The following is a 20,901-nucleotide window of genomic DNA, read 5'->3' on the forward strand; positions in this document are numbered from 1 at the left end:
ACGGGTACGGCCGCCACCGCCGCCACCGGTACGGAAGAAATTCCGTTGGCGCCGTCTGCGGGGCTGAACTACACTCCCGCGTCTGCCTGCCTCCCGCCGAGGAGTGCCGCCGCCCGGTCGGAAACCGGCCGGCCCTTCGCTTCACGCCGCTGACCCGCCCCGGAGGCAACGCCGTGCCCTCGCACGCCCACCAACCCACCCCCCACGACCCCCTGCAGCGCGAAAAGGACCACCTCGCCGCCTCCCGGGCCGCGCTGCGCGCCATGCGCGAGGACGCCGAGGCGCTGAACATCGCCGACGTCACCGCGAACTGGGTCAACGCCGAGGTGCTCCAGGGGGAGATCGACGCCCGCATCAAGGCGCTCGCGGACCTCTCCCACACCCCGCTCTTCTTCGGCCGCCTGGACTACCTCCACGCGCCGGGCGTCGACCTCGCCGAGGGCGCCGCGGGAGAGAACTTCTACATCGGCCGACGGCATGTCCACGACGCCGACGGCGACCCGATGGTCATCGACTGGCGCGCCCCCGTGTCCCAGCCGTTCTACCGGGCCTCCAAGAAGGACCCGATGGACCTCGAACTGCGCCGCCGATTCGGTTACACGGGCGGCGAGTTGACCGCGTATGAGGACGAGCACCTCACCGACCCGGCGGAGGCGGCCCGGACCAGCCGGCTGCTGCAGTCGGAGATCGAGCGCCCGCGCGTCGGCCCGATGCGGGACATCGTCGCCACGATCCAGCCCGAGCAGGACGAGATCGTGCGCGCCGGCATCGGCGGCTCGGTCTGCGTCCAGGGAGCGCCGGGCACCGGAAAGACCGCCGTCGGCCTGCACCGTGTCGCCTACCTGCTGTACGCGCACCGCGAGCGGCTGGCCCGCTCCGGCACCCTCGTCATCGGCCCCAACCGCTCCTTCCTGCACTACATCGAGCAGGTCCTGCCGGCACTGGGAGAGTTGGAGGTCAAGCAGGCCACGGTCGACGACCTGGTGGGGCATGTGGAGGTGCGCGGCACCGACGAGGCGGCCGCCGCGACGGTCAAGGGCGACGCGCGGATGGCCGAGGTCCTGCGGCGGGCCGTCCGTTCGCACATCACGCTGCCCGAGGAGCCCTGCGTGGTCGTGCGCGGCTCCCGCCGCTGGCGCGTACCGGCGTATGAACTCGAAGAGATCGTGCGGGAGTTGGCGGAGCGTGAGATCCGTTACGGCGCGGCCCGCGAGGCGCTGCCCCAGCGGATCGCGCACGCCGTATTGGTCCGCATGGAGCAGGCCGGCGAGGCTCCGGACGACCGGGTGCAGGACGCGGTGGCCCGCAACGCCGCCGTGAAGGCCACGGTCAAGGCGGTCTGGCCGCCGGTCGATCCGGCGAAGCTGGTGCTGCGGTTGCTGGGTGACGCCGAGTTCCTCGCCGAGCAGGCCGAGGGGATCCTCTCGCCCGAGGAGCAGAAGACGATCCTGTGGGCCAAACCGGCCCGCAGCGTGAAGGGCGCCCGGTGGTCCGCCGCGGACGCGGTGCTGATCGACGAGGCGACGGATCTGGTCACCCGCACCCACTCGCTCGGCCATGTCGTCCTGGACGAGGCGCAGGACCTCTCCCCCATGCAGTACCGCGCGGTCGGCCGCCGCTGCACCACGGGCTCGGCGACCGTCCTCGGCGACATCGCCCAGGGGACCACCCCCTGGGCCACCGGCACCTGGGAGGAGGCCCTGTTCCATCTGGGCAAGCCCGGCGCGGCCGTCGAGGAGCTCACCCAGGGTTTCCGCGTACCGCGCGAGGTGATCGCGTACGCGTCCCGGCTGCTGCCCGCCATCGCCCCCGATCTGACGGAGGCCACCTCGATCCGCGAGTCGGCGGGCGACTTCGAGATCCGCCGGGTCGAGTCGGCGGATCTGGTCGCCGCGACCCTCGCGGCCTGCGAGGACGCCCTGACCAAGGAGGGTTCGATCGGCCTGATCGCCGCGGAGGTGCGGATCCCGCTGCTCCGCGCGGCCCTGGAGGCGGCCGGTGTGACCTGCCTGTCCCCGGGCCAGGAGACCTCGGCCGCCGCCCGGTTGACGCTGGTACCCGCCACGCTCGCCAAGGGCCTGGAGTACGACTACGTGGTCCTGGACGAGCCGGCCGCGATCGTCGACGGCGAACCGGACGAGCGGACCGGCCTGCGCCGCCTGTACGTGTGCCTGACCCGGCCGGTGTCCGGCCTGACGGTGGTCCACGCGGCCCCGCTTCCGGAGCAACTGGCCGACGGCGGTGCGGGGTGGGACGCGCCACAGGACTGAGCGTCGGGCCGCTCCAGGACCGGGCTGCGGGCGCGCCCCAGCGCTCACCCTCGGGCGCGCCCCGGACCGGGGGGAGGAACACCCCGGCTAGGGCAGTGACACGCCCTGGATCTCCTCCCCCTCAAGGGACGCCAGCAGCCCCTTGAGGAAACCGGGGAACCGCGCGTCGAGTTCGGCCCGGCGCAGCCGCACATAGCGGTTGCGCCCGACGACCCGCGTGCTGGTCAGCCCGGCCTCGCGCATGATCCGCATGTGGTGCGAGACGGTCGACTTGTGCAGATGCGCGAGCCCCAGCCGCTCCGACGAGCAGTCGTACTGCTTCCCGCTCGCGTAGATCCGCAGCAGATGCAGCCGCGTCGGGTCCCCGAGCGCGTGCAGCACCTTCACCAGCTGGATGTCGGCGGCTTCCGGCTGCTCCAGCAGCGTGCCCTCGCCGTCACCCGCATCGACGTCACTCACCACGGCGCTGCGCCTCCTTCCGCCACTCGCCCGGCCTCGCCCGGCACCACCGGCCTCACCCGGCCCACTCTATTTCCCGATCCCCACCCCAAAATTGTTTGACATCCATCAAACAATCTCTATTGTTTGACGCACATCAAACTTACCCGTTCGCCTGCCCCGCCACCCGTACCGGGAAGGACACCCGTGCGTCTGCGTCTGCTTCTGCTCGCCCTCGGCACCTTCGCCGTCGGCACCGACACCATGGTGACCGCCGGCATCCTCGGCCTCGTCGCCCACGACCTGGACATCTCCCTCCCCGCGGCCGGCCAGATGGTCACCGTCTTCGCGCTGTCCTACGCGGTGCTCGCCCCGGTCCTCGCGACCGCCGCCGCCCGGTGGCCGCGCCGCCGGGTACTGCTGACCGCGCTCACCGTCTTCACCCTCGCCAACGCGTTCAGCGCCCTCGCGCCCAATTACCCGGTCCTGCTCGGCACCCGGGTGCTCGCCGCGGCCGGCGCCGCGCTCTACACCCCGACCGCGAACGCCGTCGCCACCACCCTCGTACCGCCGGAGCGCCGCGGCCGCGCGCTGGCCACCGTCCTCGGCGGGATGACCGTGGCCACCGCGCTCGGCGTCCCGCTGGGCACCTACCTCGGCCGTACGGACTGGCGGCTGACCATGTGGCTGGTGGTCGCCCTGGGCGCCGCGGCGTTCCTCGGCCTCGCCCTCCTGCTGCGCGGCCTCCCCGCCCCGACCGCGGCCCCCGACCTGCGCACCCGCCTCGCCCCGCTGCGCGACCGCCGCGTCCTGGGGGCCGCGGCCACCACCCTGGTGTTCTTCCTCGCCGTCAACCTCGTCTACATCTACCTCGGCGCGGCGGTCAGCTCCGCCACCGGCGGCGACGCGGGCCGACTCAGCCTGATCATGCTGGTCGCCGGCGTCGCCTCGGTCGCCGGCAACTGGCTGGGCGGCCGGGCCGTCGACCGGCTGGGCACCCGCGCGGTGCTGCTCACCGGCAGCGGTGCGGCCGCGGCGGCCTACCTCGCCCTGCCCTGGCTCTCCGGCACGATGACCGGCGCACTGCTCTACTCCGCCGTCTCCCCGCTCGCCGCCTGGGCCGTCGCGGTCGCGCTGCCGCACCGCCTGGCCACCCTCGACCCGCCCAACGCGCCGCTGCTGATCTCCCTCAACAGCAGTGCCCTCTATCTGGGCATCGCCGCCGCGGGCGGCGCCGGCAGCCTCGCCCTCACAGTCCTCGGCAACCGCTGGTTCCCGCTCGTCTCGACGGCGCTGACCCTGGTCGTCCTGGCCCTGTCGGCCGTCACGGCGCGACGGTCGGCGGACGGCACGGGCGGGACGAACGGGACCGACGGGACGGAGCACGGCCAGGGCCCGCGGGCCGCGACCGAGGCGCTCAAGGCCGGCGCCGCCTCCTGAGGCCGCACCGCCCCTACAACCCGCCGCCCGGCACCTCCACCCGGTCCAGCGCCTCCCGCCACCGCCGTACCGCCGCCGCGTCCACCGGCGCGGACCACCCGGCGGGCCGGGCGGCGCCCCCGATGTGGAAGGCGTCCAGACCGGCCGCGCGCAGCGCCGGCAGATGGCCGAGCCCGAGCCCGCCGCCGACCAGGATCCGCGGCGCGTACCCGGGCTCGCCCGCCGCCGTACGCGCCTGCTCCGCCAGCAGCACCGGCAGCCCCGCGTCGACACCGTCGGCGTCACCGGCCGTCAGATACGTGTCGAGCCCGGCGGCGCCGGCCGTGCCCGCCAGCTCCTTGCGCAGCGCGTCCCGGTCGGCGGCCCGGTCGAGGGCCCGGTGGAAGGTCCAGCGGCAGCCGTCGACGACCTCGGCCAGCGCCGCCACCGCATCGAGGTCCACCCGGCCGTCCGGCGTGAGGAACCCCAGCACGAACTCCCGCGCGCCCTCCGCCCGCAGCGCCGCCGCCCGCTCGCACAGCGCCTGGAGGTCACCGGCCGCGAACCCGTCGGCGGCCCGCAGCATCACCCGCAGCGGGATGTCGACGGCCGCCCGGACCGCCGCGAAGGTGGCCAGGGAGGGCGTGAGCCCGTCGGCCGCCATGTCGGCGACGAGTTCCAGCCGGTCGGCACCGCCGGCCTGGGCGGCGACCGCGTCCTCGGGCCCGAGGGCGATCACCTCCAGGAGCGCGCGCTTGCTCATATGACCCCATTCCTTCGAAGACGGCGCGGCGGGCGGGGCCCGGCGCCGGGGAAGCCCACATCCGACAACAGGTCTAGTCCAATATCCCAGCGTACGGCCTGACCGGCGCTCCGGCACAATGATTGCCATGACCTCCGTGCCCCGTACGGCCGACACCACCGCCCTGCTGGAGGAGCTGCGACGGCGCTGGGCCGCCACCGTCGCCGCCGCCCGCGACGGCCGGAAGTCCGCGGCGCCCCACGACCCACCGGCCCCGGACCCCGGACCGTACGCGGACCACCTCCTCGCCCGGTGGAGCGAGCCGCAGCGCCGCTACCACACCGTCGAGCACCTGGCCGCGGTCCTCCAGCGCATCGACGAACTGGCCGGACACGCCGACGATCTGCCCGTCGTCCAGCTGGCGGCGTGGTTCCACGACGCGGTCTACCGGCCGGACCGCTCCGAGAACGAGGAGCGCAGCGCCGCCCTCGCCGAACGCGCACTGCCCGAGCTGGGCATCGGCGCCGCCCGCACCGCGGAGGTCGCCCGCCTGGTGCGGCTGACCACCACCCACGACCCGGCACCCGACGACCCCGACGGCGAGGTGCTGTGCGACGCCGACCTCGCGGTGCTCGGCGGCCCGCCCGACGCGTACGCGGCCTACGCCGCTGCGGTCCGCGCCGAATACGGCTTCGTCCCCGACCCCGACTTCGCCGCCGGGCGCGCCGCCGTACTGCGCCAACTCCTCGCCCTGCCCCGCCTGTTCCGCACCCCGCAGGGCTACGACCGCTTCGAGCACCTGGCGCGCCGCAACCTGGCCACCGAGCTGGACCTCCTGGGCGGCGGGTGAGCGACCTCTCACTTCCCGCCACCATGGCCGGGAATGCCCGCCGTCCTACCCGCGTTAGTAGCTGACATGCCAGCACCGCCATCCGACCGCACCCGCCTGCCCGTCGCCGTCTACGTCCTCGGCCTCTCCGTCTTCGCGCTCGGCACCTCCGAGTTCATGCTCTCCGGCATCCTCCAGCCGCTCGCCCGCGACCTGGGGGTCTCCATCCCGCAGGCCGGACTGCTGGTCTCCGCCTTCGCGATCGGCATGGTGGTCGGCGCCCCGGTGCTCGCCGCGGCCACGCTCCGCCTGCCCCGCCGTACGACGCTGATCGCGCTGCTGGCGGTCTTCGGCCTCGGCCAGGTGGCCGGCGCGCTGGCGCCCTCCTACGGAATCCTCTTCGCCTCGCGCGTCGTCAGCGCCCTGGCCTGCGCCGGCTTCTGGGCGGTCGGCGCGGCCGTCGCCGTATCGCTGGTGCCGGTGACCTCGCGGGCCCGCGCGATGGCCGTGATGGTCGGCGGCCTGAGCATCGCCAACATCGCCGGCGTCCCGGCCGGCGCGCTCCTGGGCCAGCACGCCGGCTGGCGCGCCGCGTTCTGGGCGGTGGCCGCACTCGCCGCGATCGGCCTGGTCGGCGTGGTGGCGCTGGTGCCGCGGACGGCCGTACCCACCGGCGACGACCGCCCCCAGCTGCGCCGCGAGCTGACCATCTACAAGGACAAGCAGGTATGGCTGGCGCTGATCGCCACGGCCATGAACGGCGCCGCGGTCTTCGCCCTCTTCTCCTACCTCTCGCCGCTGCTGACCGACACCGCCGGCCTCGCCGAGAGCTGGGTGCCCACGGTCCTCGCGCTCTTCGGCGTCGGTGCGCTGATCGGTACGTTCATCGGCGGCCGGATAGCCGACGCGCATCTGTTCGGCACCCTCTTCGGCGGCATCTCCGCCTCGACCGTCGTACTGGCCGTCCTGGCGCTGACCGCGCACAGCCCGTTCGCCGCCGTCGCGCTCTCCCTGATGCTCGGGGTGACCGCGTTCACCACGGCCCCGGCCCTCAACGCCCGGATGTTCAACGTGGCCAACGCCGCGCCGACGCTGGCCGGCGCGACCACCACCGCCGCGTTCAACATCGGCAACACCCTCGGCCCCTGGCTCGGCGGCCTGGCCATCAGCGCGCACTGGGGCTACCCGTCCGTGGCCTGGACCGGCGCGGCGCTGGCGGCGGTGGCCGTCGTCACCACCGGCCTCGCCTTCCGCCTGCACCGCTCCACCAGCCGCTCCCGGCTCGTCGCCGGATCGCCGAAGACGGCTTCCTCCCAGCCGGAGACCGCCGAACAGCGCTGATCCGGGCCCGGGCGAAGCGCGCCGGCCCGAGCCGGGCGAACGGCACCGACGCGGTCCGGGCGGGGGCGCCCCCATGGCCCCCGCCCGGCCGGATCAGCACCGCTTCACTCGCCCCCGGGCCCCTTCCGCCAACCCCGGGCCCCTTCGTTGACCCCGGGCCCCTTCGTTGACCCCGGGCCCCTTCGTTCACCCTTCACCGTCGAACGTCCACCGCGTCTGGCTGAACTCCGACTCCCCCCGCCCGAAGCCGAAGGCCCGGCGGGGCTCGACACGGAAGACGACCGCCCGGCCGCCCCGGTGGTCGAACCCTCCGTCGCGGACCTCGAACTGCCAGTCGGCGCCGTACTTCCCGACGTACAGCTCGGCCAGGCGGCGCAGCCTCGACTCGTCCTCGACCCGCTCCACCTCGCCCTCGACGACCACATCGAGGCCCACATGCAGGTCGTTCCCGCCGGCGGTGGAGGTGGTCAGCGCGCAGTGCGGGTTGGCCGCGAGGTTCTTGGCCTTGCGTTCACCGGGGCCGGTGGTGAAGTGCAGGGCGTCGTCCGCCCAGACGGCGAGCAGCGGGGTGACATGGGGGCGGCCGTCGGGGCGGACGGTCGCGAGCCAGAAGATCTCCGCCTCGGACATACCGCCGACGGCCGCGGACCATGCGGTCGCCTCGGCGCCCTGACTGCTGTAGGCGGGATCGAGCTCGGTGACCGGTTCTCTGCGCGGTGCGCTGACTGACATCGCTGTCCCCTCTCGGTACGCCGCTGTCGGTGCGGTGCGCTCGGCGCGGCGCACGGCCAGGGCCCATCGTGCGGGGAGGCGACATCCGGCCGCCGCTGCGACGCACCGCAGCGGGCCGTACGGGTGCGGGCCGTGCGGGTGTGGCCGTACCGGTGCGGGCGCCGGGCTCGGCAGGGGTAACGGGCCCGACAGGGGTGCCGGGCCCGGCACGGACGGCTTAGGGCTGCGGCGGCGGCCGGTGCTTGGGCCGGCGCAGGCCCGCGGCCGTCAGCCGGCGCAGCAGCTCCTTGCTGCCGACCTGGACCGCACCGGCCCGCACCGCGTCGTCATAGCGCTCCGCCGGCAGGTCGTAGTGATCACGCTCGAACGCCCGCCGGGGCACACCGAGGCGCGCGGCGAAGGCGTGCAGCTCGTCGAAGGACTCGTCGCTGACCAGATGCGACCACATACGGCCGTGCCCCGGCCAGATGGGCCGGTCGATATAGACCGCCACGTCAGCCCTCCGGCCGGATCGCGCCGTCAGTCCCGCGCACGGGCAGCCACCTCAGCCTTCCGCCTGGGCGCGCAGCCGGCCCACCCGGGCCACCGCGACCGCCGTCTTGGGGCAGACCCAGTGCGGGTCCGGCCCCAACTCCGGTTCGACATCGAGGGCATGGGGATCGCCCGACTCCGTGCACACGGGGCACAGCGGCCACCGGCCGTACCGCTCCAGGAGGGCGTCCTGGACGTCCTGCGCTATCAGTCCCGCGACGAATTCCGCGCCTTCAGGCCATTGCTCCACCCACCACCGGCGGTGAACGACCGCGTCCTCCACGAGCGAGACGATGTCGGCGTCGGCCACCTCGTCCGCCATCAGGTCGGCGAGCACCAGCGCCCGCGCGGCGTGCAATGCCTGTTCCAGCTCCATGCCCCCCATTGTCTCCCGAGCACGAGCCGGCGCCCGGCGTTGTCCACAGCCCCCCGCGGGCCGTGCCCGCTGTCCACAGCCCTCACGGAGGGTATTGACGCGACGGGCGGATGAAATTACTTTTCAAGGGTGAGCAGCAGCGTGAAGGAAACTTTCAAGAAGGAATCTTTCAAGGAAGCGCCGGCCGAGACCCGGCCTGCCCCGACCCCACCCGCCCCCGCGGCGCTCGCCGCCAAGGTCCGCACGCTCGCCCCGACGATGACCCGCTCCATGCAGCGCGTCGCCGAGACCGTCGCGAGCGACCCGGCCGGCTGCGCCGCACTCACCGTCACCGGCCTGGCCGAACGCACCGGCACCAGCGAGGCCACCGTCGTACGGACCTCCCGGCTGCTGGGCTACCCGGGCTACCGCGACCTGCGCCTCGCGCTCGCCGCGCTCGCCGCGCAGCAGGCCGCCGGCGGCGCACCCGCCGTGACCGCCGACATAGCGGTCGACGACTCCCTCGTCGACGTCGTCGCCAAGCTGGCACAGGAAGAGCAGCAGTGCCTGGCCGACACCGCGGCCGGACTGGACGTCACCCAGCTCGAAGCCGCCGTCGCCGCCCTCTGCGCCGCCCGCCGCATCGACGTCTACGGCATCGGCGCCTCCAACCTCGTCGGCCAGGACCTCGCCCAAAAGCTCCTGCGCATCGGCCTGATCGCGCACGCCCACGCCGACCCGCACCTCGCCGTGACCAACGCCGTGCAGATGCGCACCGGCGACGTCGCCGTCGCCATCACCCACTCCGGCCGCACCACCGACGTCATAGAGCCCCTCCGCGTCGCGTTCGACCACGGCGCCACGACCATCGCCGTCACCGGCCGCCCCGACGGCGAGATCGCCGCCTACGCCGACCACATCCTGACCACCTCCACGGCCCGCGAAAGCGAACTCCGCCCCGCCGCGATGTCCTCCAGGACCAGCCAACTGCTCGTCGTGGACTGCCTGTTCATAGGAGTCGCCCAGCGCACCTACGAGACCGCGGCGCCCGCCCTCTCCGCGTCCTACGAGGCCCTGGCCCACCGCCACTCCCCCCGCAACAACCGGCACTGACCCCCGCCCGCCGTCCGCCGCCGCTGGAAAGAGCCGTCAGCCCATGACCTCCACCGCCGACCACCACACCGACCTGCGGGCCCAGCTCGACACCCTGACCACCGAGGCGTTCCGCCCCGACCTGGCCGACATCGACCGCCGACCCACCCTCGACATCGCCCGCGCGATGAACGACGAGGACGCCACCGTCCCCGCCGCCGTCGCCGCGCACCTCCCCGAGATCGCCGCCGCGATCGACGCCACGGCCGCCCGGATGGCCCGCGGCGGCCGCCTGATCTACGCCGGCGCCGGCACGGCCGGCCGCCTCGGGGTGCTGGACGCCAGCGAGTGCCCCCCGACTTTCAACACCGACCCCTCCGAGGTCCTCGGCCTTATCGCGGGCGGCCCGTCCGCGCTGCTCACCGCCGTCGAGGGCGCCGAGGACAGCGAGAAACTCGCGGTCGAGGACCTGACCGCGGCCGGCCTGACCGAGCTCGACACCGTCGTCGGCATCTCGGCCTCCGGCCGCACCCCGTACGCGATCGGCGCCGTCGAGCACGCCCGCGCCCTCGGCGCACTGACCATCGGGCTGTCCTGCAACGCCGGTTCGGCGCTGGCCGCGGCCGCCGAGCACGGCATCGAAATAGTGGTCGGCCCCGAGCTGCTGACCGGCTCCACCCGCCTCAAGGCGGGCACCGCACAGAAGCTCGTGCTCAACATGCTCTCGACCATCACCATGATCCGGCTCGGCAAGACCTACGGGAATCTGATGGTCGACGTCCGCGCCTCCAACGACAAACTGCGGGCCCGCTCGCGGCGCATCGTCGCACTCGCCACCGGCGCCACGGACCCGGAGATCGAGACGGCGCTCAGCAGCACCGGCGGCGAGGTGAAGAACGCCGTCCTCACCCTCCTCGGCGGCGTCGACGGCCCCACCGCCGCCCGCCTCCTCGACGCCTCCGGCGGCCACCTCCGCGCAGCCCTCGAAGCAGCCCGCGACCACTGACCCCGGACGGCCTCACCCCCCGAACCACCCCACGTACCCCTCCCCCACCCCCGCCGACCACACCACCCCCACACACCGGCGCTCCCCCAACACCCAGCGCCCCCAACACCCAGCGCACCCCACACCCGGTGCACCCGCACAGCGCCCGGTGTCGGCGTACGCCTCCCCCCACAGCAAGGCACCCACGGCAAGGCACCCACAGCAAGGCACCCACATGCCCGACCACAAGCACCGCGCCACCGCCGCCGCGATCCTCCCCCTCGTCGGCGGCGCCGAGAACCTCACCTCCATCGCCCACTGCATGACCCGGCTCCGACTCGGCATCCAGGACCGCTCACGAGTCCAGGACGACGCCCTCAAGGCACTACCGGCCGTCCTGGGTGTGGTCGAGGACGACACCTACCAAATCGTCCTGGGCCCCGGAACGGTCGCCCGCGTCACCCCCGAACTCGAACACCTGGTGCAACAGGCCCGCACACCCCCCACCGCACCACCCCACGAAACCACCCCACGAAAGGAACCAATCACTCTCCGTAATCGTTGCCGTAATAAGAAGGCGCCCACCAAGGCGACCAGAGAGCACGCCCCCACAACAAAGCCAACGAAGCAGACCCCACCCAACCCAGCCACCGCACCCAACCCACCCACCGCACACTCCGATACAGCAGTAGCCCCGCAACAGCCCCCCACCGCAGCCTCGCCCACCGCCACCGCCACTGCCACCGACACCGGCGCTGCCGCCACCGCCACCGCCACCGCCACCATCAACGCCGAGCAACTCGCCGCCCAGGGCGCCGCCATCAAGGCCCGTCAGAAGGCCAGAAACGCCACCCCGGTCAAGCTCTTCCTCCGCCGGATCGCGAACATCTTCGTCCCGCTGATCCCGGCACTCATCGGCTGCGGCATCGTCGCCGGCATCAACGGCCTGCTCGGCAACCTCGGCTGGCTGCCGTCCATCGTCCCCGCCCTCGCCGCCATCGCCTCCGGATTCCTGTCACTGATCGCCGTCTTCGTCGGGTTCAACACCGCCAAGGAGTTCGACGGTACGCCCGTCCTCGGCGGCGCCGTCGCCGCCATCACGGTCTTCCCCGGCGTCGCGCACCTCACCGCCTTCGGCCAGCACCTCTCCCCGGGCCAGGGCGGCGTACTCGGCGCGCTGGCCGCGGCGCTGCTCGCCGTCCAGGTGGAGAAGGCCTGCCGCAAGGCGGTGCCCGAGGCACTCGACGTCCTCGTCACCCCCACCCTTACGGTCCTGATCACCGGCCTGGTCACGCTCTTCGGCCTGATGTACGCGGCGGGCGAGGTCTCCACCGCCGTCGGGACCTTCGCCAACTGGCTGCTCGCCCACGGCGGAGCGCTCGCCGGTTTCGTCCTCGGCGGCCTCTTCCTCCCCCTCGTCATGCTGGGCCTCCACCAGGCCCTGATCCCCCTGCACACCACGCTCATCCAGCAGCAGGGCTACACGGTCCTGCTGCCGATCCTCGCCATGGCCGGCGCGGGCCAGGTCGGCGCCGCCCTCGCCGTATACCTCCGCCTCCCCGGCAACCGCTCGATCCGCACGACCATCAAGTCCGCCCTCCCCGCGGGCTTCCTGGGCGTCGGCGAGCCGCTGATCTACGGCGTCTCCCTGCCCTTGGGCCGCCCCTTCATCACGGCGGGCATCGGCGGGGCGTTCGGCGGCGGCTTCATCGGCCTGTTCCACCAACTCGGCGACACGGTCGGCGCCACGGCCATCGGTCCCTCCGGCTGGGCACTGTTCCCCCTGGTCAAGGGCAACCAGGGCCTCGGCACCACCGTCGTCATCTATGCCCTGGGCCTCGCCGTCGGCTATGCCACCGGCTTCCTCGCCACCTACTTCTTCGGCTTCAGCAGGCAGCTGCGGACGGACCTGAACTCGGAGCGGGACGCGGGCGACCCGGCCGGGGCGGGGGACCTGAGCGCCGTCTCCGCCTCTGAGGCCACGTCAGGGGTCTGAGAGTCGCCTCCGCGCCTGAGGCCACGTCAAGGGCCGGGGAGCCCTCTCCACCTCTGAAGCCACGTCAGGGGCCGGGGAGCCCTCCCCGCGCCTGAGGCCCCGTCAGGGACCTGAGACCCCTCCGCCCCGAAGCCCGGGTCGCCCCCCCGAGCGGTCGGCTCGGCCTCAGCCGCCGGCCCCCGCCTCGCTTTCGGTCTCACGCACGGTCAAGGCGTGATCGAGCAGGCCGAGTGTCCGCTGGCGTCCCCGTTCGCGGGATTCGATCTCCTGGGCGCTCTCGCCCGCCGTCGCGACGCGGGGGCACTCGGGGCACGACCAGCGGTCCGTCCAGCCACGGGCCGGCGGCCGCATCGCCACCTCGCAGTGGGGACAGTGCACCGACACGGTCTCGACGTGGCCGCAGAACGCGCAGACCCAGACCGGGCCTTCGCTGTCCCGCTGCTGCCACATGGTCCGCCGGCACAGCGGGCAGCCGGTGGTACCGATTCCCAGCGACCCCATGATCGGCGGCTCGGGCGTGGCGTCGGCATAGGCGACGATCTGCTTGCGCAGCCGGTCGTCCGTGGTGTTGGCCATCCTCAGCAGCCGCACAACACGGGAACGGACTTCTTCGACAAACTCGGTCATCGTCGCAGCAGCGTACGCCGCTCCCCGCCGGGCAACGCCCGCTTCGGTCAATCCCGCGGCGCGGCCACGCCCGCCTGTGCCCGCCGCGAGTGACGCGCCGTCACACGATTGACGGCCGCCGGGACGGCCTGGCCAGCTCCGCGGCCAGCACCGCGAACCACACCCCCACCAGCACCAGATGCGCCCGCTGCGAGACGCCGTGCCAACCGGGCCGGCCGAAGAGCGGCCCGACCGTGCACACCGCGGTCGGCAGGGCCAGCGCCAGGACGCGCGGGCCCCAACGGCGGACCAGGTTCAGGCGGGGCCGTGCGGTCCCGGCGGCCCGGCTGAGCAGCGCCATGGAGGCGAACACGAAGAAGTGGGCCAGTGCGCTGGTGAGGGTGTGACTGGGGTGTACGGCCGCGCAGGCCGGTTCCACCGAGGGCGCGCAGCGCATCGGCAGCAGGACATCGGCGACGGACGACAGCCCGAAGCCGAGGAGCGCCAGCCAGCCGCACCGCGCCCAGCCGTCCTGCGCGAAGCCGTACGCCAGCAGCGCCCCCAGGACGAGGAGTACGGCGCAGAGGCTCTCGATGCCGGCGAAGAGCGGGCGGAAGGGCTGGTCGGCGGCGTACAGCTCGCTGACGTACGAGTGGCGCGGGTCCAGCCCGGTCGGCAGCAGGAACTCCAGGAGCCAGCCGTTGTAGAGCACGGCCGACACGGCGAACGGCAGGGCGCTCACGCGCGCCGCCCGCCGGGCCGGACGCGCCTCGTGGGCGACTTCCAGCGTCGCCACCGTTCGCAGTGGAGTCACCACACCAGGTAATCACGGCAGCTCGCGCGCGTTCGGGAGCCCCCACCGGAGTGGTGCGCGCGCCCGCGTCCGGGACGGAGGTTTGCCTCGGGAGCGCCACAGAGAACCCACAAGATTGCCGCTTACCTTCCTGGTGCGGCTACCTTGCACGGCGTGCCGCCGGTGGTTGGGGCAGCGGACCAGAACGGCGTCGACAGTGAACTGCACACACTGCGGTGGTCCGGTGATCCAGGGGCCGGACGGCCGATGGTGCTGCAACAACTGCGGGGCGAGCGGCTGAGCCACCGACGAAGCGGTTCGGCCGCCCGGTCATGAGCCACCCGACGAAGCGGTTCGGCCGCCCGGTCAAGTGGTTGAGCCACCGGACGAAGCGGTTCGGCCGCCCGATCACCACCCGTCACCACCCGTCATCACCCGATCGAACGGGCTGAGCCGCCCGATGAGACGAGAGCGGAGCCTGGAATGTGCGCGGCCAAGCGCCTCGACCGAGTCCTGGTCGTCGACGACGACGCGATGATCCTGCGATCCCTCGGGCGCGGTCTGCGGCTGAACGGCTTCGCCGTCGCGCTCGCCGAGGACGGTCCGACCGCCCTCGCGGAGCTGGCGGAGCGCCCCCCGGACGTGGTGGTCCTGGACGTGTCACTGCCGGGGCTCAGCGGCACCGACGTCTGCCGCACGCTGCGGGCCAACGGGGACGAGGTGCCGGTGCTGATGCTGTCCGCGCTGGACGAGCTGGCGGATCGGGTCGCGGGCCTGCAGGCCGGGGCCGACGACTACCTCGTCAAGCCGTTCGCGCTCAAGGAGCTGGTGCTCCGGTTGCAGGCCCTGCTGCGCCGCCGCCCCGCCGCCGGCAGGGACGCGGTGCAGGTCGGTGACCTGGTCCTGGACACGGCCGCGCGCGCGGTGACGTACGGGGGCGTGGAGGTCCGGCTCACCCGGCGGGAGTTCGAACTGCTGGAGGTGCTGGCCCGCAACGCGGGGGTGGTGCTCACCCGCGACCAGCTTCTGGACCGGGTGTGGGGCTACGACTTCGACGTACGTACGGACGCCGTCGACACCTTCGTCAGCTATCTGCGCCGCAAGACGGAGGCCGGGGGCCGCCCGCGCCTGGTGCACACGGTCCGCGGGGTCGGCTTCGTGCTGCGGGCCTCCGGAGGCGCAGCCGGATCGGCGTCCGCATCCACGCCCGGGTCCGCGTCCACACCCGCATCCCCATCCACACCCACACCCCCATCCCCATCCACATCCGCATCGGAGACCGCGTGATGAGGCTCTCCACTCGGATCGCCCTGGCCATGGGCATCGCCATGCCCCTGCTGGTCCTGGGCTCGGGGGCGCTGCTGCTGCGCCTGGTCAGCCATGACGTGCACGCCGAGCAGGACGCCCATCTGCGGGAACGGGCCGCGGTGCTGCTGCCGATGGCCAGGGGGCTGCTGCGGACCGAGCAGAGCGGCCGACCGCGGCAGGCGGCGAACCAGGAACGGCGGCTGCTCGACGCGGGCCTCGACGTCGGGGTGCGGCTCCTCACGGCCAGGAACGGATCGGCGGCGGACGGATCGACGGCGGACGAATCGGCGGAGGACGGATCGGCAGTGGACCCGTCGACGGCGGACGGGTCGACAACGGACAGATCGGCCGGGGACGGGTCGGCCACGTCCGGCTCGACCACGCCCGGACCGACCACGTCCGGCTCGACCACGCCCGGATCGGCGACCTCCGGGAACGGCCGCGGGAAGGACCGCCGCGGGAAGAGCCACAGCCCGGACACCACCGCCACCGCGCGCGGGCAGGGCGCGGCCCAGGGCGGACAGGCCGCCACGGCCGTGCGGCCCCCGTACCGGGTGGTGGCCGAGGCCGGCCCCCGGCCGGACGCCGGCGTACGGCTGCCGGCCGCCGCAGCCGAGCACCCGGTGACCGTACGGGCCCACGGGCACGCCTGGCGCGCGCTGTCGGTCCAGGTGAGCGGCGCCGGCGCACGGTCCGGCCCGCGCGGCGTGCTGTGGGTGTTCTCCCGCGGGTCGGCCGGGACCACCGAGATCGACGCCGTACAGCAGCGCATCCTCGTGGTGGCGCTGATCACCGCACCGCTGACCGGGCTGCTCTCCTGGGCCATCGCCGAACGCGCCACCCGGCCGCTGCGCCGGCTCCAGCACCGCGCCGGCGGCCTGGACCCCGGCACCAGTACGGCCCGCCTGGAGCACACCCCGTCGCGGATCACCGAGGTGGACGACCTGTCCCGCACCCTGCAGACCGTCCTGGCCCGGTACGACGAGCAGGCCGCGCGGACCCAGGAGGCGCTGGCCACCGCGCGGGCCTTCTCCGCGACCGCCTCACACGAACTGCGCACCCCGCTGATGGGCATGCAGACCAACCTGGACGTCCTCGCCGACCACCCCGACCTCGACCCGGCCGACCGCGCGGAGGTCCTGGCCGACCTGCACGCCGGACAGCAGCGGCTCATGAGCACGCTGATCGCGCTCCGGGCGCTCGCCCAGGGCGACCTGGTACAGGCCGACGCCTTCGGGCCGGTGGACCTGTCCGAACTGGTCGCGGTGGCGGTGGACGAGGTGGAGCGGCACCATCCCGGTGCCCGGCTGACGCTGCGCCTCGCCCCCGGGCTGAGGTTGAGCGCCTGGGAGCCGGGGTTGCGGATGGCGGTCGAGAACCTGCTGCGCAACGCGGTGGTCCACGGGAGCCGGCCGGGTGCGGCGGCACGGGTCGAGGTGGTGCTGCGGCCGGGCGGCCCGCCGGCGGAACCGGTCGCCGTGCTCACCGTGGACGACGAGGGTCCGGGCATCGCGCCGGAGGAGCGCCGACAGGTCTTCCAGCGGTTCCACCGGCGTACGGGCAGCCCCGGTTCGGGGCTGGGACTGACCCTGGTGGCACAGCAGATCGCCCTGCACCGCGGCACCGTGGAGGTCATGGGGCGGCCTACGGGGCCCGGCGCCCGGTTCGAGGTGCGGCTGCCGAGGCCCGTCGACGTGGAGGCCGACACCCGCACCCTGCAACTGCCGCTGCGCCGCACCTGGTTGAGCGAGGGCCCGGACGGGAGGGGGCTCGCGCCCGAGCCCGTACGGCAGTCCGCGCCGGCCTCCGTGCCAGGCCGCGTTCCGGAATCCGCGCCGGACCCCGTGCCAGGCCGCGTTCCGGAATCCGCGCCGGCCCCCGTACCGCCTCCCAAAGCCTGAGCCCCTCACCACCCCTGCTGGTGCCGGGGCTCCCTGGCCACCCGCGTGGTCGTCCGGGTCGTGCCCGCGGAGCACGTCACCGAGCGGAACCGCTCGCCGACCTCGGCGACCCAGAACGCGTCGCCGAGCGTGAGCGCCTGGACGCACAGGCTGCGCCGCCAGCCCCGGAAGGACGCCTCGACGACGTCGGCACCGGGCGGCAGCTGCCCCCACGCCAGCGACCAGCGCGTCGCCGCCCGGCCGCCGTGCCGGCCGCCCCTGAGCGGGGAGAAGCACAGCGTGCTCACCACGGACACGTCGACCAGTCCGGCCCCGTTGTGCACCTCCAGCGCCGGGCGGCCCTCGGAGCCCCGCGCGAGGCGCAGCAGCCAGCCGCTCAGGGGCAGCCGCAGGGCATGGGGCCCGAGGGCGGTGAGGGTGGCGGAGCCCGTACCCGTACGGGAGGGCTCGTCCGGCATGAGGCAACCACCGCGGTCCACTGTGTCTCCCGGGGTTCGACGACTCGTTGCGTGCGCCGGCGCCGGCGCCGCCGCTGAAGCGGGCGGGCGCTGACGCTCGACTGGCCCGGAGCGTAAGGACTCTCCTTGTGGATTCCTTGTGCCGCCGACCGGGTCACAAGGTCCCCACAAAGAAGGCCCCTACGTTCTGGGCCCGCGGCCGCTGCGCCTCCCGATGAGGCCGGATGCGGCCGGGTCCGACCATCTGTGGAAACCGATTCGTTCCTGGAAGGGAGCACCACCATGCAGCGTCCCAAGAGCGCCGTGGCAGGAGTTCTGGCCGCCTTCGCCCTCACCGGTTCCCTGCTGGCCACGGCGGGGCCGGCGAACGCGGCGGACGACAGCCCGGCGCCCACGGCGACGACCTCGCGGTCCGGCGGCGGGGGCAAGGGCCTCTGCTCGCGGGTGCCGCGGATCGAGAAGCGCATCGGCAAGGCGCTCGACCGGCTCGACGGCGATGCGCACACCCGCGGTTCGATCGCGCGGATGGCGGAGCGGGTGGAGAAGGCCCGCGCCAGGAACCACGACGCGGTGGCCACGTTCCTCCAGGACCGGCTCACCCACCGTAAGGAGCTGAAGCCCGACCTCACCCGCAGGCTGCGTGACCTCAAGGCCGTCTCGGCCTGGTGCGCGAAGGAGGACGACGCCAAGGGCGGCAGCGGCTCATGAGGCGACGGTCCCGGCGGATCGCGCTGCTGCTGACGGCGGCGGTGGCGGTGGCGGTACCGATGCTGGCGGCCACCGGCTGTTCGCAGGACTCCGGCCGGGCGTCCTCGTCGTCCCCGGCACCACAGGGATCGTCCAGCCCATCCGGCTCATCCAGCTCGTCCGGCTCGTCCAGCCGATCCAGCTCGTCCGACTCGTCCAGCTCAGCCGGCTCAGCCGCCGAGGAGGCCGAGGAGGCCGAGATGGCGAAGAAGGTCCGGGACGCCGAGAAGGCGGCGGACGGCGCCGATGCCGACGTGGCCGAGGACGCCCGGTGAGGGGCCGGTGAGCGGGGCCCCCACCTGACCGGACGGCAGGCCCGCGCACCCGTACCGCAACGCCGTCGGGGCGGCACCCCCTGGGAGGAGGGTGCCGCCCCGACGTATGTGCGGACGTGTGATCCGGGAGGATCAGCGTTCCGATCCGTGAGGGATCAGAAGTCCATGTCACCGCCCGGCATGCCGCCCGGAGCGGCCGCGGCGGCCTTCTCCGGCTTGTCGGCGATGACGGCCTCGGTGGTGAGGAACAGCGCCGCGATGGAGGCGGCGTTCTGCAGCGCGGAGCGGGTGACCTTGGCCGGGTCGATGATGCCCTCGGCGACCAGGTCGACGTACTCGCCGGTCGCGGCGTTCAGGCCGTGACCCGGGGTCAGGTTGCGCACCTTCTCCACGACGACGCCGCCCTCAAGGCCGGCGTTGACGGAGATCTGCTTCAGCGGGGCCTCCAGGGCCAGCTTCACAGCGGCGGCACCGGTGGCCTCGTCGCCGTCCAGCTCCAGCTTCTCGAAGACCTGGGAGGCCTGGAGCAGGGCGACGCCACCGCCGGCGACGATGCCCTCCTCGACGGCCGCCTTCGCGTTGCGAACGGCGTCCTCGATGCGGTGCTTGCGCTCCTTGAGCTCGACCTCGGTCGCGGCACCGGCCTTGATGACCGCAACACCGCCGGCGAGCTTCGCCAGGCGCTCCTGCAGCTTCTCGCGGTCGTAGTCGCTGTCCGAGTTCTCGATCTCGGCGCGGATCTGGTTGACGCGGCCCTGGACCTGGTCGCTGTCGCCGGCACCGTCGACGATGGTGGTCTCGTCCTTGGTGATGACGACCTTGCGGGCGCGGCCGAGCAGGTCGAGACCGGCGTTCTCCAGCTTGAGGCCGACCTCCTCGGAGATGACGGTGCCACCGGTGAGGATGGCGATGTCGCCGAGCATGGCCTTGCGGCGGTCACCGAAGCCCGGGGCCTTGACGGCGACGGACTTGAAGGTGCCGCGGATCTTGTTGACGACCAGGGTCGACAGGGCCTCGCCCTCGACGTCCTCGGCGATGATCAGCAGCGGCTTGCCGGACTGCATGACCTTCTCCAGGAGCGGCAGCAGGTCCTTCACGTTGCCGATCTTGGAGTTGACGATCAGGATGTACGGGTCGTCGAGCGACGCCTCCATACGCTCCATGTCGGTGGCGAAGTACGCCGAGATGTAGCCCTTGTCGAAGCGCATACCCTCGGTGAGCTCCAGCTCCAGACCGAAGGTCTGGGACTCCTCGACGGTGATGACGCCTTCCTTGCCGACCTTGTCCATGGCCTCGGCGATCAGCTCGCCGATCTGGGTGTCGGCGGCGGAGATGGAGGCGGTCGAAGCGATCTGCTCCTTGGTCTCCACGTCCTTGGCCTGCTCCAGCAGGGCGGCGGAGACGGCCTCGACGGCCTTCTCGATACCGCGCTTGAGGGCCATCGGGTTGGCACCGGCGGCGACGTTGCGCAGGCCCTCGCGGACCAGGGCCTGGGCCAGGACGGTCGCGGTCGTCGTGCCGTCACCGGCGACGTCGTCCGTCTTCTTCGCGACCTCCTTGACCAGCTCGGCGCCGATCTTCTCGTACGGGTCCTCGAGCTCGATCTCCTTGGCGATGGAGACACCATCGTTGGTGATCGTGGGGGCGCCCCACTTCTTCTCGAGGACGACGTTGCGGCCCTTGGGGCCGAGGGTGACCTTGACGGCGTCGGCGAGCTGGTTCATCCCGCGCTCGAGACCGCGCCGTGCCTCCTCGTCGAACGCGATGATCTTGGCCATGTGAAGTGGTCCTCCCGGACGGGGTGGATTTCTCCGGATCGGCACCCGTGCCCGCGACGGACGGTCCGTGCGCCGTGTGGTTCCTTGCCCCACCCGGCGTCCGGACCTCACCGGCCCGATCCAAGTTCTGTCACTCTCACTCGGAGAGTGCTAACGCCAATGATTAGCACTCGGGCAGGGCGAGTGCAAGCCACCTGGACGGGTCACCGAGGGGCGGCGGGTGTGCGGCGGGCGGGCGCGAGCCGTCCGGCGGGCACCGGCAGGGCACCGCGCGGTGCGGAGCGGCGGCAGGCGACGGGGGCTCA

20 protein-coding genes are annotated in these 20,901 nt (G+C 73.3%); 11 read left to right on the forward strand and 9 right to left on the reverse strand.

Annotation, left to right across the window (positions count from 1 at the left end; all coding sequences use genetic code 11):
- Positions 1–173: 173 nt before the first annotated feature.
- Positions 174–2,270 (forward strand): HelD family protein, encoded by a 2,097-nt coding sequence (locus tag ACZ4NB_RS15920; protein WP_467661861.1) that lies wholly within the window; start codon positions 174–176, stop codon positions 2,268–2,270.
- A gap of 87 nt (positions 2,271–2,357) precedes the next feature.
- Here ACZ4NB_RS15920 and ACZ4NB_RS15925 read toward each other — a convergent pair whose 3' ends face one another.
- Positions 2,358–2,729, reverse strand: coding sequence for an ArsR/SmtB family transcription factor (locus ACZ4NB_RS15925; protein WP_467661863.1), 372 nt, complete (start codon positions 2,727–2,729; stop codon positions 2,358–2,360).
- Between the two features lie 186 nt (positions 2,730–2,915).
- On the opposite strand from ACZ4NB_RS15925, the gene ACZ4NB_RS15930 reads away from it, so the two are divergent.
- Positions 2,916–4,148 (forward strand): MFS transporter, encoded by a 1,233-nt coding sequence (locus tag ACZ4NB_RS15930; RefSeq protein WP_467661865.1) that lies wholly within the window; start codon positions 2,916–2,918, stop codon positions 4,146–4,148.
- Between the two features lie 13 nt (positions 4,149–4,161).
- Here the strand turns inward: ACZ4NB_RS15930 and ACZ4NB_RS15935 are convergent, their stop codons facing one another.
- A complete protein-coding gene (locus ACZ4NB_RS15935) occupies positions 4,162–4,890 on the reverse strand; it encodes a copper homeostasis protein CutC (RefSeq protein ID WP_467661867.1) in 729 nt (242 codons plus the stop codon).
- Positions 4,891–5,017: 127 nt separating this feature from the next.
- Here ACZ4NB_RS15935 and ACZ4NB_RS15940 point away from each other — a divergent pair, with 127 nt between their 5' ends.
- Entirely contained in the window at positions 5,018–5,719 is a 702-nt protein-coding gene (locus tag ACZ4NB_RS15940) for an HD domain-containing protein (protein ID WP_467661869.1), read from the forward strand.
- Between the two features lie 66 nt (positions 5,720–5,785).
- The gene (locus ACZ4NB_RS15945) at positions 5,786–7,039 is read left to right on the forward strand and encodes a Cmx/CmrA family chloramphenicol efflux MFS transporter (RefSeq protein WP_467661870.1); all 1,254 of its coding nucleotides are present in this window, start codon (positions 5,786–5,788) and stop codon (positions 7,037–7,039) included.
- A gap of 186 nt (positions 7,040–7,225) precedes the next feature.
- Here the strand turns inward: ACZ4NB_RS15945 and ACZ4NB_RS15950 are convergent, their stop codons facing one another.
- From ACZ4NB_RS15950 to ACZ4NB_RS15960, 3 genes are all read right to left on the reverse strand, one after another.
- On the reverse strand, positions 7,226–7,771 hold the full coding sequence (locus tag ACZ4NB_RS15950) for a pyridoxamine 5'-phosphate oxidase family protein (RefSeq protein ID WP_467661872.1): 546 nt from the start codon (positions 7,769–7,771) through the stop codon (positions 7,226–7,228).
- A 217-nt stretch (positions 7,772–7,988) separates the two neighbouring features.
- A complete protein-coding gene (locus ACZ4NB_RS15955) occupies positions 7,989–8,264 on the reverse strand; it encodes a DUF4031 domain-containing protein (protein ID WP_467661874.1) in 276 nt (91 codons plus the stop codon).
- Between the two features lie 51 nt (positions 8,265–8,315).
- Complete coding sequence (locus ACZ4NB_RS15960) at positions 8,316–8,678, reverse strand: hypothetical protein (protein WP_384425021.1); 363 nt, start codon at positions 8,676–8,678, stop codon at positions 8,316–8,318.
- A 141-nt stretch (positions 8,679–8,819) separates the two neighbouring features.
- Here ACZ4NB_RS15960 and ACZ4NB_RS15965 point away from each other — a divergent pair, with 141 nt between their 5' ends.
- The 3 genes from ACZ4NB_RS15965 (at position 8,820) to ACZ4NB_RS15975 (ending at position 12,730) form a co-directional block, all read left to right on the forward strand.
- On the forward strand, positions 8,820–9,770 hold the full coding sequence (locus ACZ4NB_RS15965) for a MurR/RpiR family transcriptional regulator (protein WP_467661876.1): 951 nt from the start codon (positions 8,820–8,822) through the stop codon (positions 9,768–9,770).
- A 43-nt stretch (positions 9,771–9,813) separates the two neighbouring features.
- Positions 9,814–10,755, forward strand: coding sequence for an N-acetylmuramic acid 6-phosphate etherase (gene murQ, locus ACZ4NB_RS15970; RefSeq protein WP_467661878.1), 942 nt, complete (start codon positions 9,814–9,816; stop codon positions 10,753–10,755).
- Between the two features lie 214 nt (positions 10,756–10,969).
- Positions 10,970–12,730, forward strand: a complete 1,761-nt coding sequence (locus tag ACZ4NB_RS15975; RefSeq protein WP_467661880.1) for a PTS transporter subunit EIIC — start codon at positions 10,970–10,972, stop codon at positions 12,728–12,730.
- 165 nt (positions 12,731–12,895) lie between these two features.
- Here ACZ4NB_RS15975 and ACZ4NB_RS15980 read toward each other — a convergent pair whose 3' ends face one another.
- Both ACZ4NB_RS15980 and ACZ4NB_RS15985 read right to left on the reverse strand, forming a co-directional pair.
- On the reverse strand, positions 12,896–13,357 hold the full coding sequence (locus ACZ4NB_RS15980; protein ID WP_467661882.1) for a hypothetical protein: 462 nt from the start codon (positions 13,355–13,357) through the stop codon (positions 12,896–12,898).
- Positions 13,358–13,457: 100 nt separating this feature from the next.
- Positions 13,458–14,132, reverse strand: a complete 675-nt coding sequence (locus tag ACZ4NB_RS15985) for a DUF998 domain-containing protein (RefSeq protein WP_467661884.1) — start codon at positions 14,130–14,132, stop codon at positions 13,458–13,460.
- A 480-nt stretch (positions 14,133–14,612) separates the two neighbouring features.
- Between ACZ4NB_RS15985 and ACZ4NB_RS15990 the strand changes: the two genes are divergently transcribed.
- Entirely contained in the window at positions 14,613–15,416 is an 804-nt protein-coding gene (locus tag ACZ4NB_RS15990) for a response regulator transcription factor (RefSeq protein ID WP_467661886.1), read from the forward strand.
- On the forward strand, positions 15,416–17,338 hold the full coding sequence (locus ACZ4NB_RS15995; protein WP_467661888.1) for an ATP-binding protein: 1,923 nt from the start codon (positions 15,416–15,418) through the stop codon (positions 17,336–17,338). Before ACZ4NB_RS15990 ends, ACZ4NB_RS15995 begins: the two co-directional genes overlap by 1 nt.
- A gap of 5 nt (positions 17,339–17,343) precedes the next feature.
- Here ACZ4NB_RS15995 and ACZ4NB_RS16000 read toward each other — a convergent pair whose 3' ends face one another.
- Positions 17,344–17,796 (reverse strand): hypothetical protein, encoded by a 453-nt coding sequence (locus tag ACZ4NB_RS16000; RefSeq protein WP_467661890.1) that lies wholly within the window; start codon positions 17,794–17,796, stop codon positions 17,344–17,346.
- A 282-nt stretch (positions 17,797–18,078) separates the two neighbouring features.
- Here ACZ4NB_RS16000 and ACZ4NB_RS16005 point away from each other — a divergent pair, with 282 nt between their 5' ends.
- Together ACZ4NB_RS16005 and ACZ4NB_RS16010 are read left to right on the forward strand one after the other, a co-directional pair.
- A complete protein-coding gene (locus ACZ4NB_RS16005; RefSeq protein WP_467661892.1) occupies positions 18,079–18,504 on the forward strand; it encodes a hypothetical protein in 426 nt (141 codons plus the stop codon).
- Entirely contained in the window at positions 18,501–18,818 is a 318-nt protein-coding gene (locus ACZ4NB_RS16010) for a hypothetical protein (protein ID WP_467661894.1), read from the forward strand. The genes ACZ4NB_RS16005 and ACZ4NB_RS16010 overlap by 4 nt, the downstream gene beginning before the upstream one ends.
- 155 nt (positions 18,819–18,973) lie before the next feature.
- On the opposite strand, the gene groL is transcribed toward ACZ4NB_RS16010, so the two are convergent.
- Positions 18,974–20,596 carry a chaperonin GroEL gene (groL, locus tag ACZ4NB_RS16015; protein WP_384424997.1) on the reverse strand — a complete coding sequence of 541 codons (1,623 nt, stop codon included), beginning with the start codon at positions 20,594–20,596 and terminating at the stop codon, positions 18,974–18,976.
- Between the last annotated feature and the right edge of the window lie 305 nt (positions 20,597–20,901).

It is taken from the genome of Streptomyces sp. NPDC026575 (assembly GCF_055567415.1).

Excerpts from the sequence above, each read along its gene's own strand:
- ACZ4NB_RS15935 (WP_467661867.1), bottom strand. The coding sequence starts at position 4,890 with ATGAGCAAGCGCGCGCTCCTGGAGGTGATCGCCCTCGGGCCCGAGGAC.
- ACZ4NB_RS15940 (WP_467661869.1), top strand. The coding sequence starts at position 5,018 with ATGACCTCCGTGCCCCGTACGGCCGACACCACCGCCCTGCTGGAGGAG.
- ACZ4NB_RS15945 (WP_467661870.1), top strand. The coding sequence starts at position 5,786 with ATGCCAGCACCGCCATCCGACCGCACCCGCCTGCCCGTCGCCGTCTAC.
- ACZ4NB_RS15950 (WP_467661872.1), bottom strand. The coding sequence starts at position 7,771 with ATGTCAGTCAGCGCACCGCGCAGAGAACCGGTCACCGAGCTCGATCCC.
- ACZ4NB_RS15960 (WP_384425021.1), bottom strand. The coding sequence starts at position 8,678 with ATGGAGCTGGAACAGGCATTGCACGCCGCGCGGGCGCTGGTGCTCGCC.
- murQ (WP_467661878.1), top strand. The coding sequence starts at position 9,814 with ATGACCTCCACCGCCGACCACCACACCGACCTGCGGGCCCAGCTCGAC.
- ACZ4NB_RS15975 (WP_467661880.1), top strand. The coding sequence starts at position 10,970 with ATGCCCGACCACAAGCACCGCGCCACCGCCGCCGCGATCCTCCCCCTC.
- ACZ4NB_RS15980 (WP_467661882.1), bottom strand. The coding sequence starts at position 13,357 with ATGACCGAGTTTGTCGAAGAAGTCCGTTCCCGTGTTGTGCGGCTGCTG.
- ACZ4NB_RS15990 (WP_467661886.1), top strand. The coding sequence starts at position 14,613 with ATGTGCGCGGCCAAGCGCCTCGACCGAGTCCTGGTCGTCGACGACGAC.
- ACZ4NB_RS15995 (WP_467661888.1), top strand. The coding sequence starts at position 15,416 with ATGAGGCTCTCCACTCGGATCGCCCTGGCCATGGGCATCGCCATGCCC.
- ACZ4NB_RS16000 (WP_467661890.1), bottom strand. The coding sequence starts at position 17,796 with ATGCCGGACGAGCCCTCCCGTACGGGTACGGGCTCCGCCACCCTCACC.
- ACZ4NB_RS16005 (WP_467661892.1), top strand. The coding sequence starts at position 18,079 with ATGCAGCGTCCCAAGAGCGCCGTGGCAGGAGTTCTGGCCGCCTTCGCC.
- ACZ4NB_RS16010 (WP_467661894.1), top strand. The coding sequence starts at position 18,501 with ATGAGGCGACGGTCCCGGCGGATCGCGCTGCTGCTGACGGCGGCGGTG.
- groL (WP_384424997.1), bottom strand. The coding sequence starts at position 20,596 with ATGGCCAAGATCATCGCGTTCGACGAGGAGGCACGGCGCGGTCTCGAG.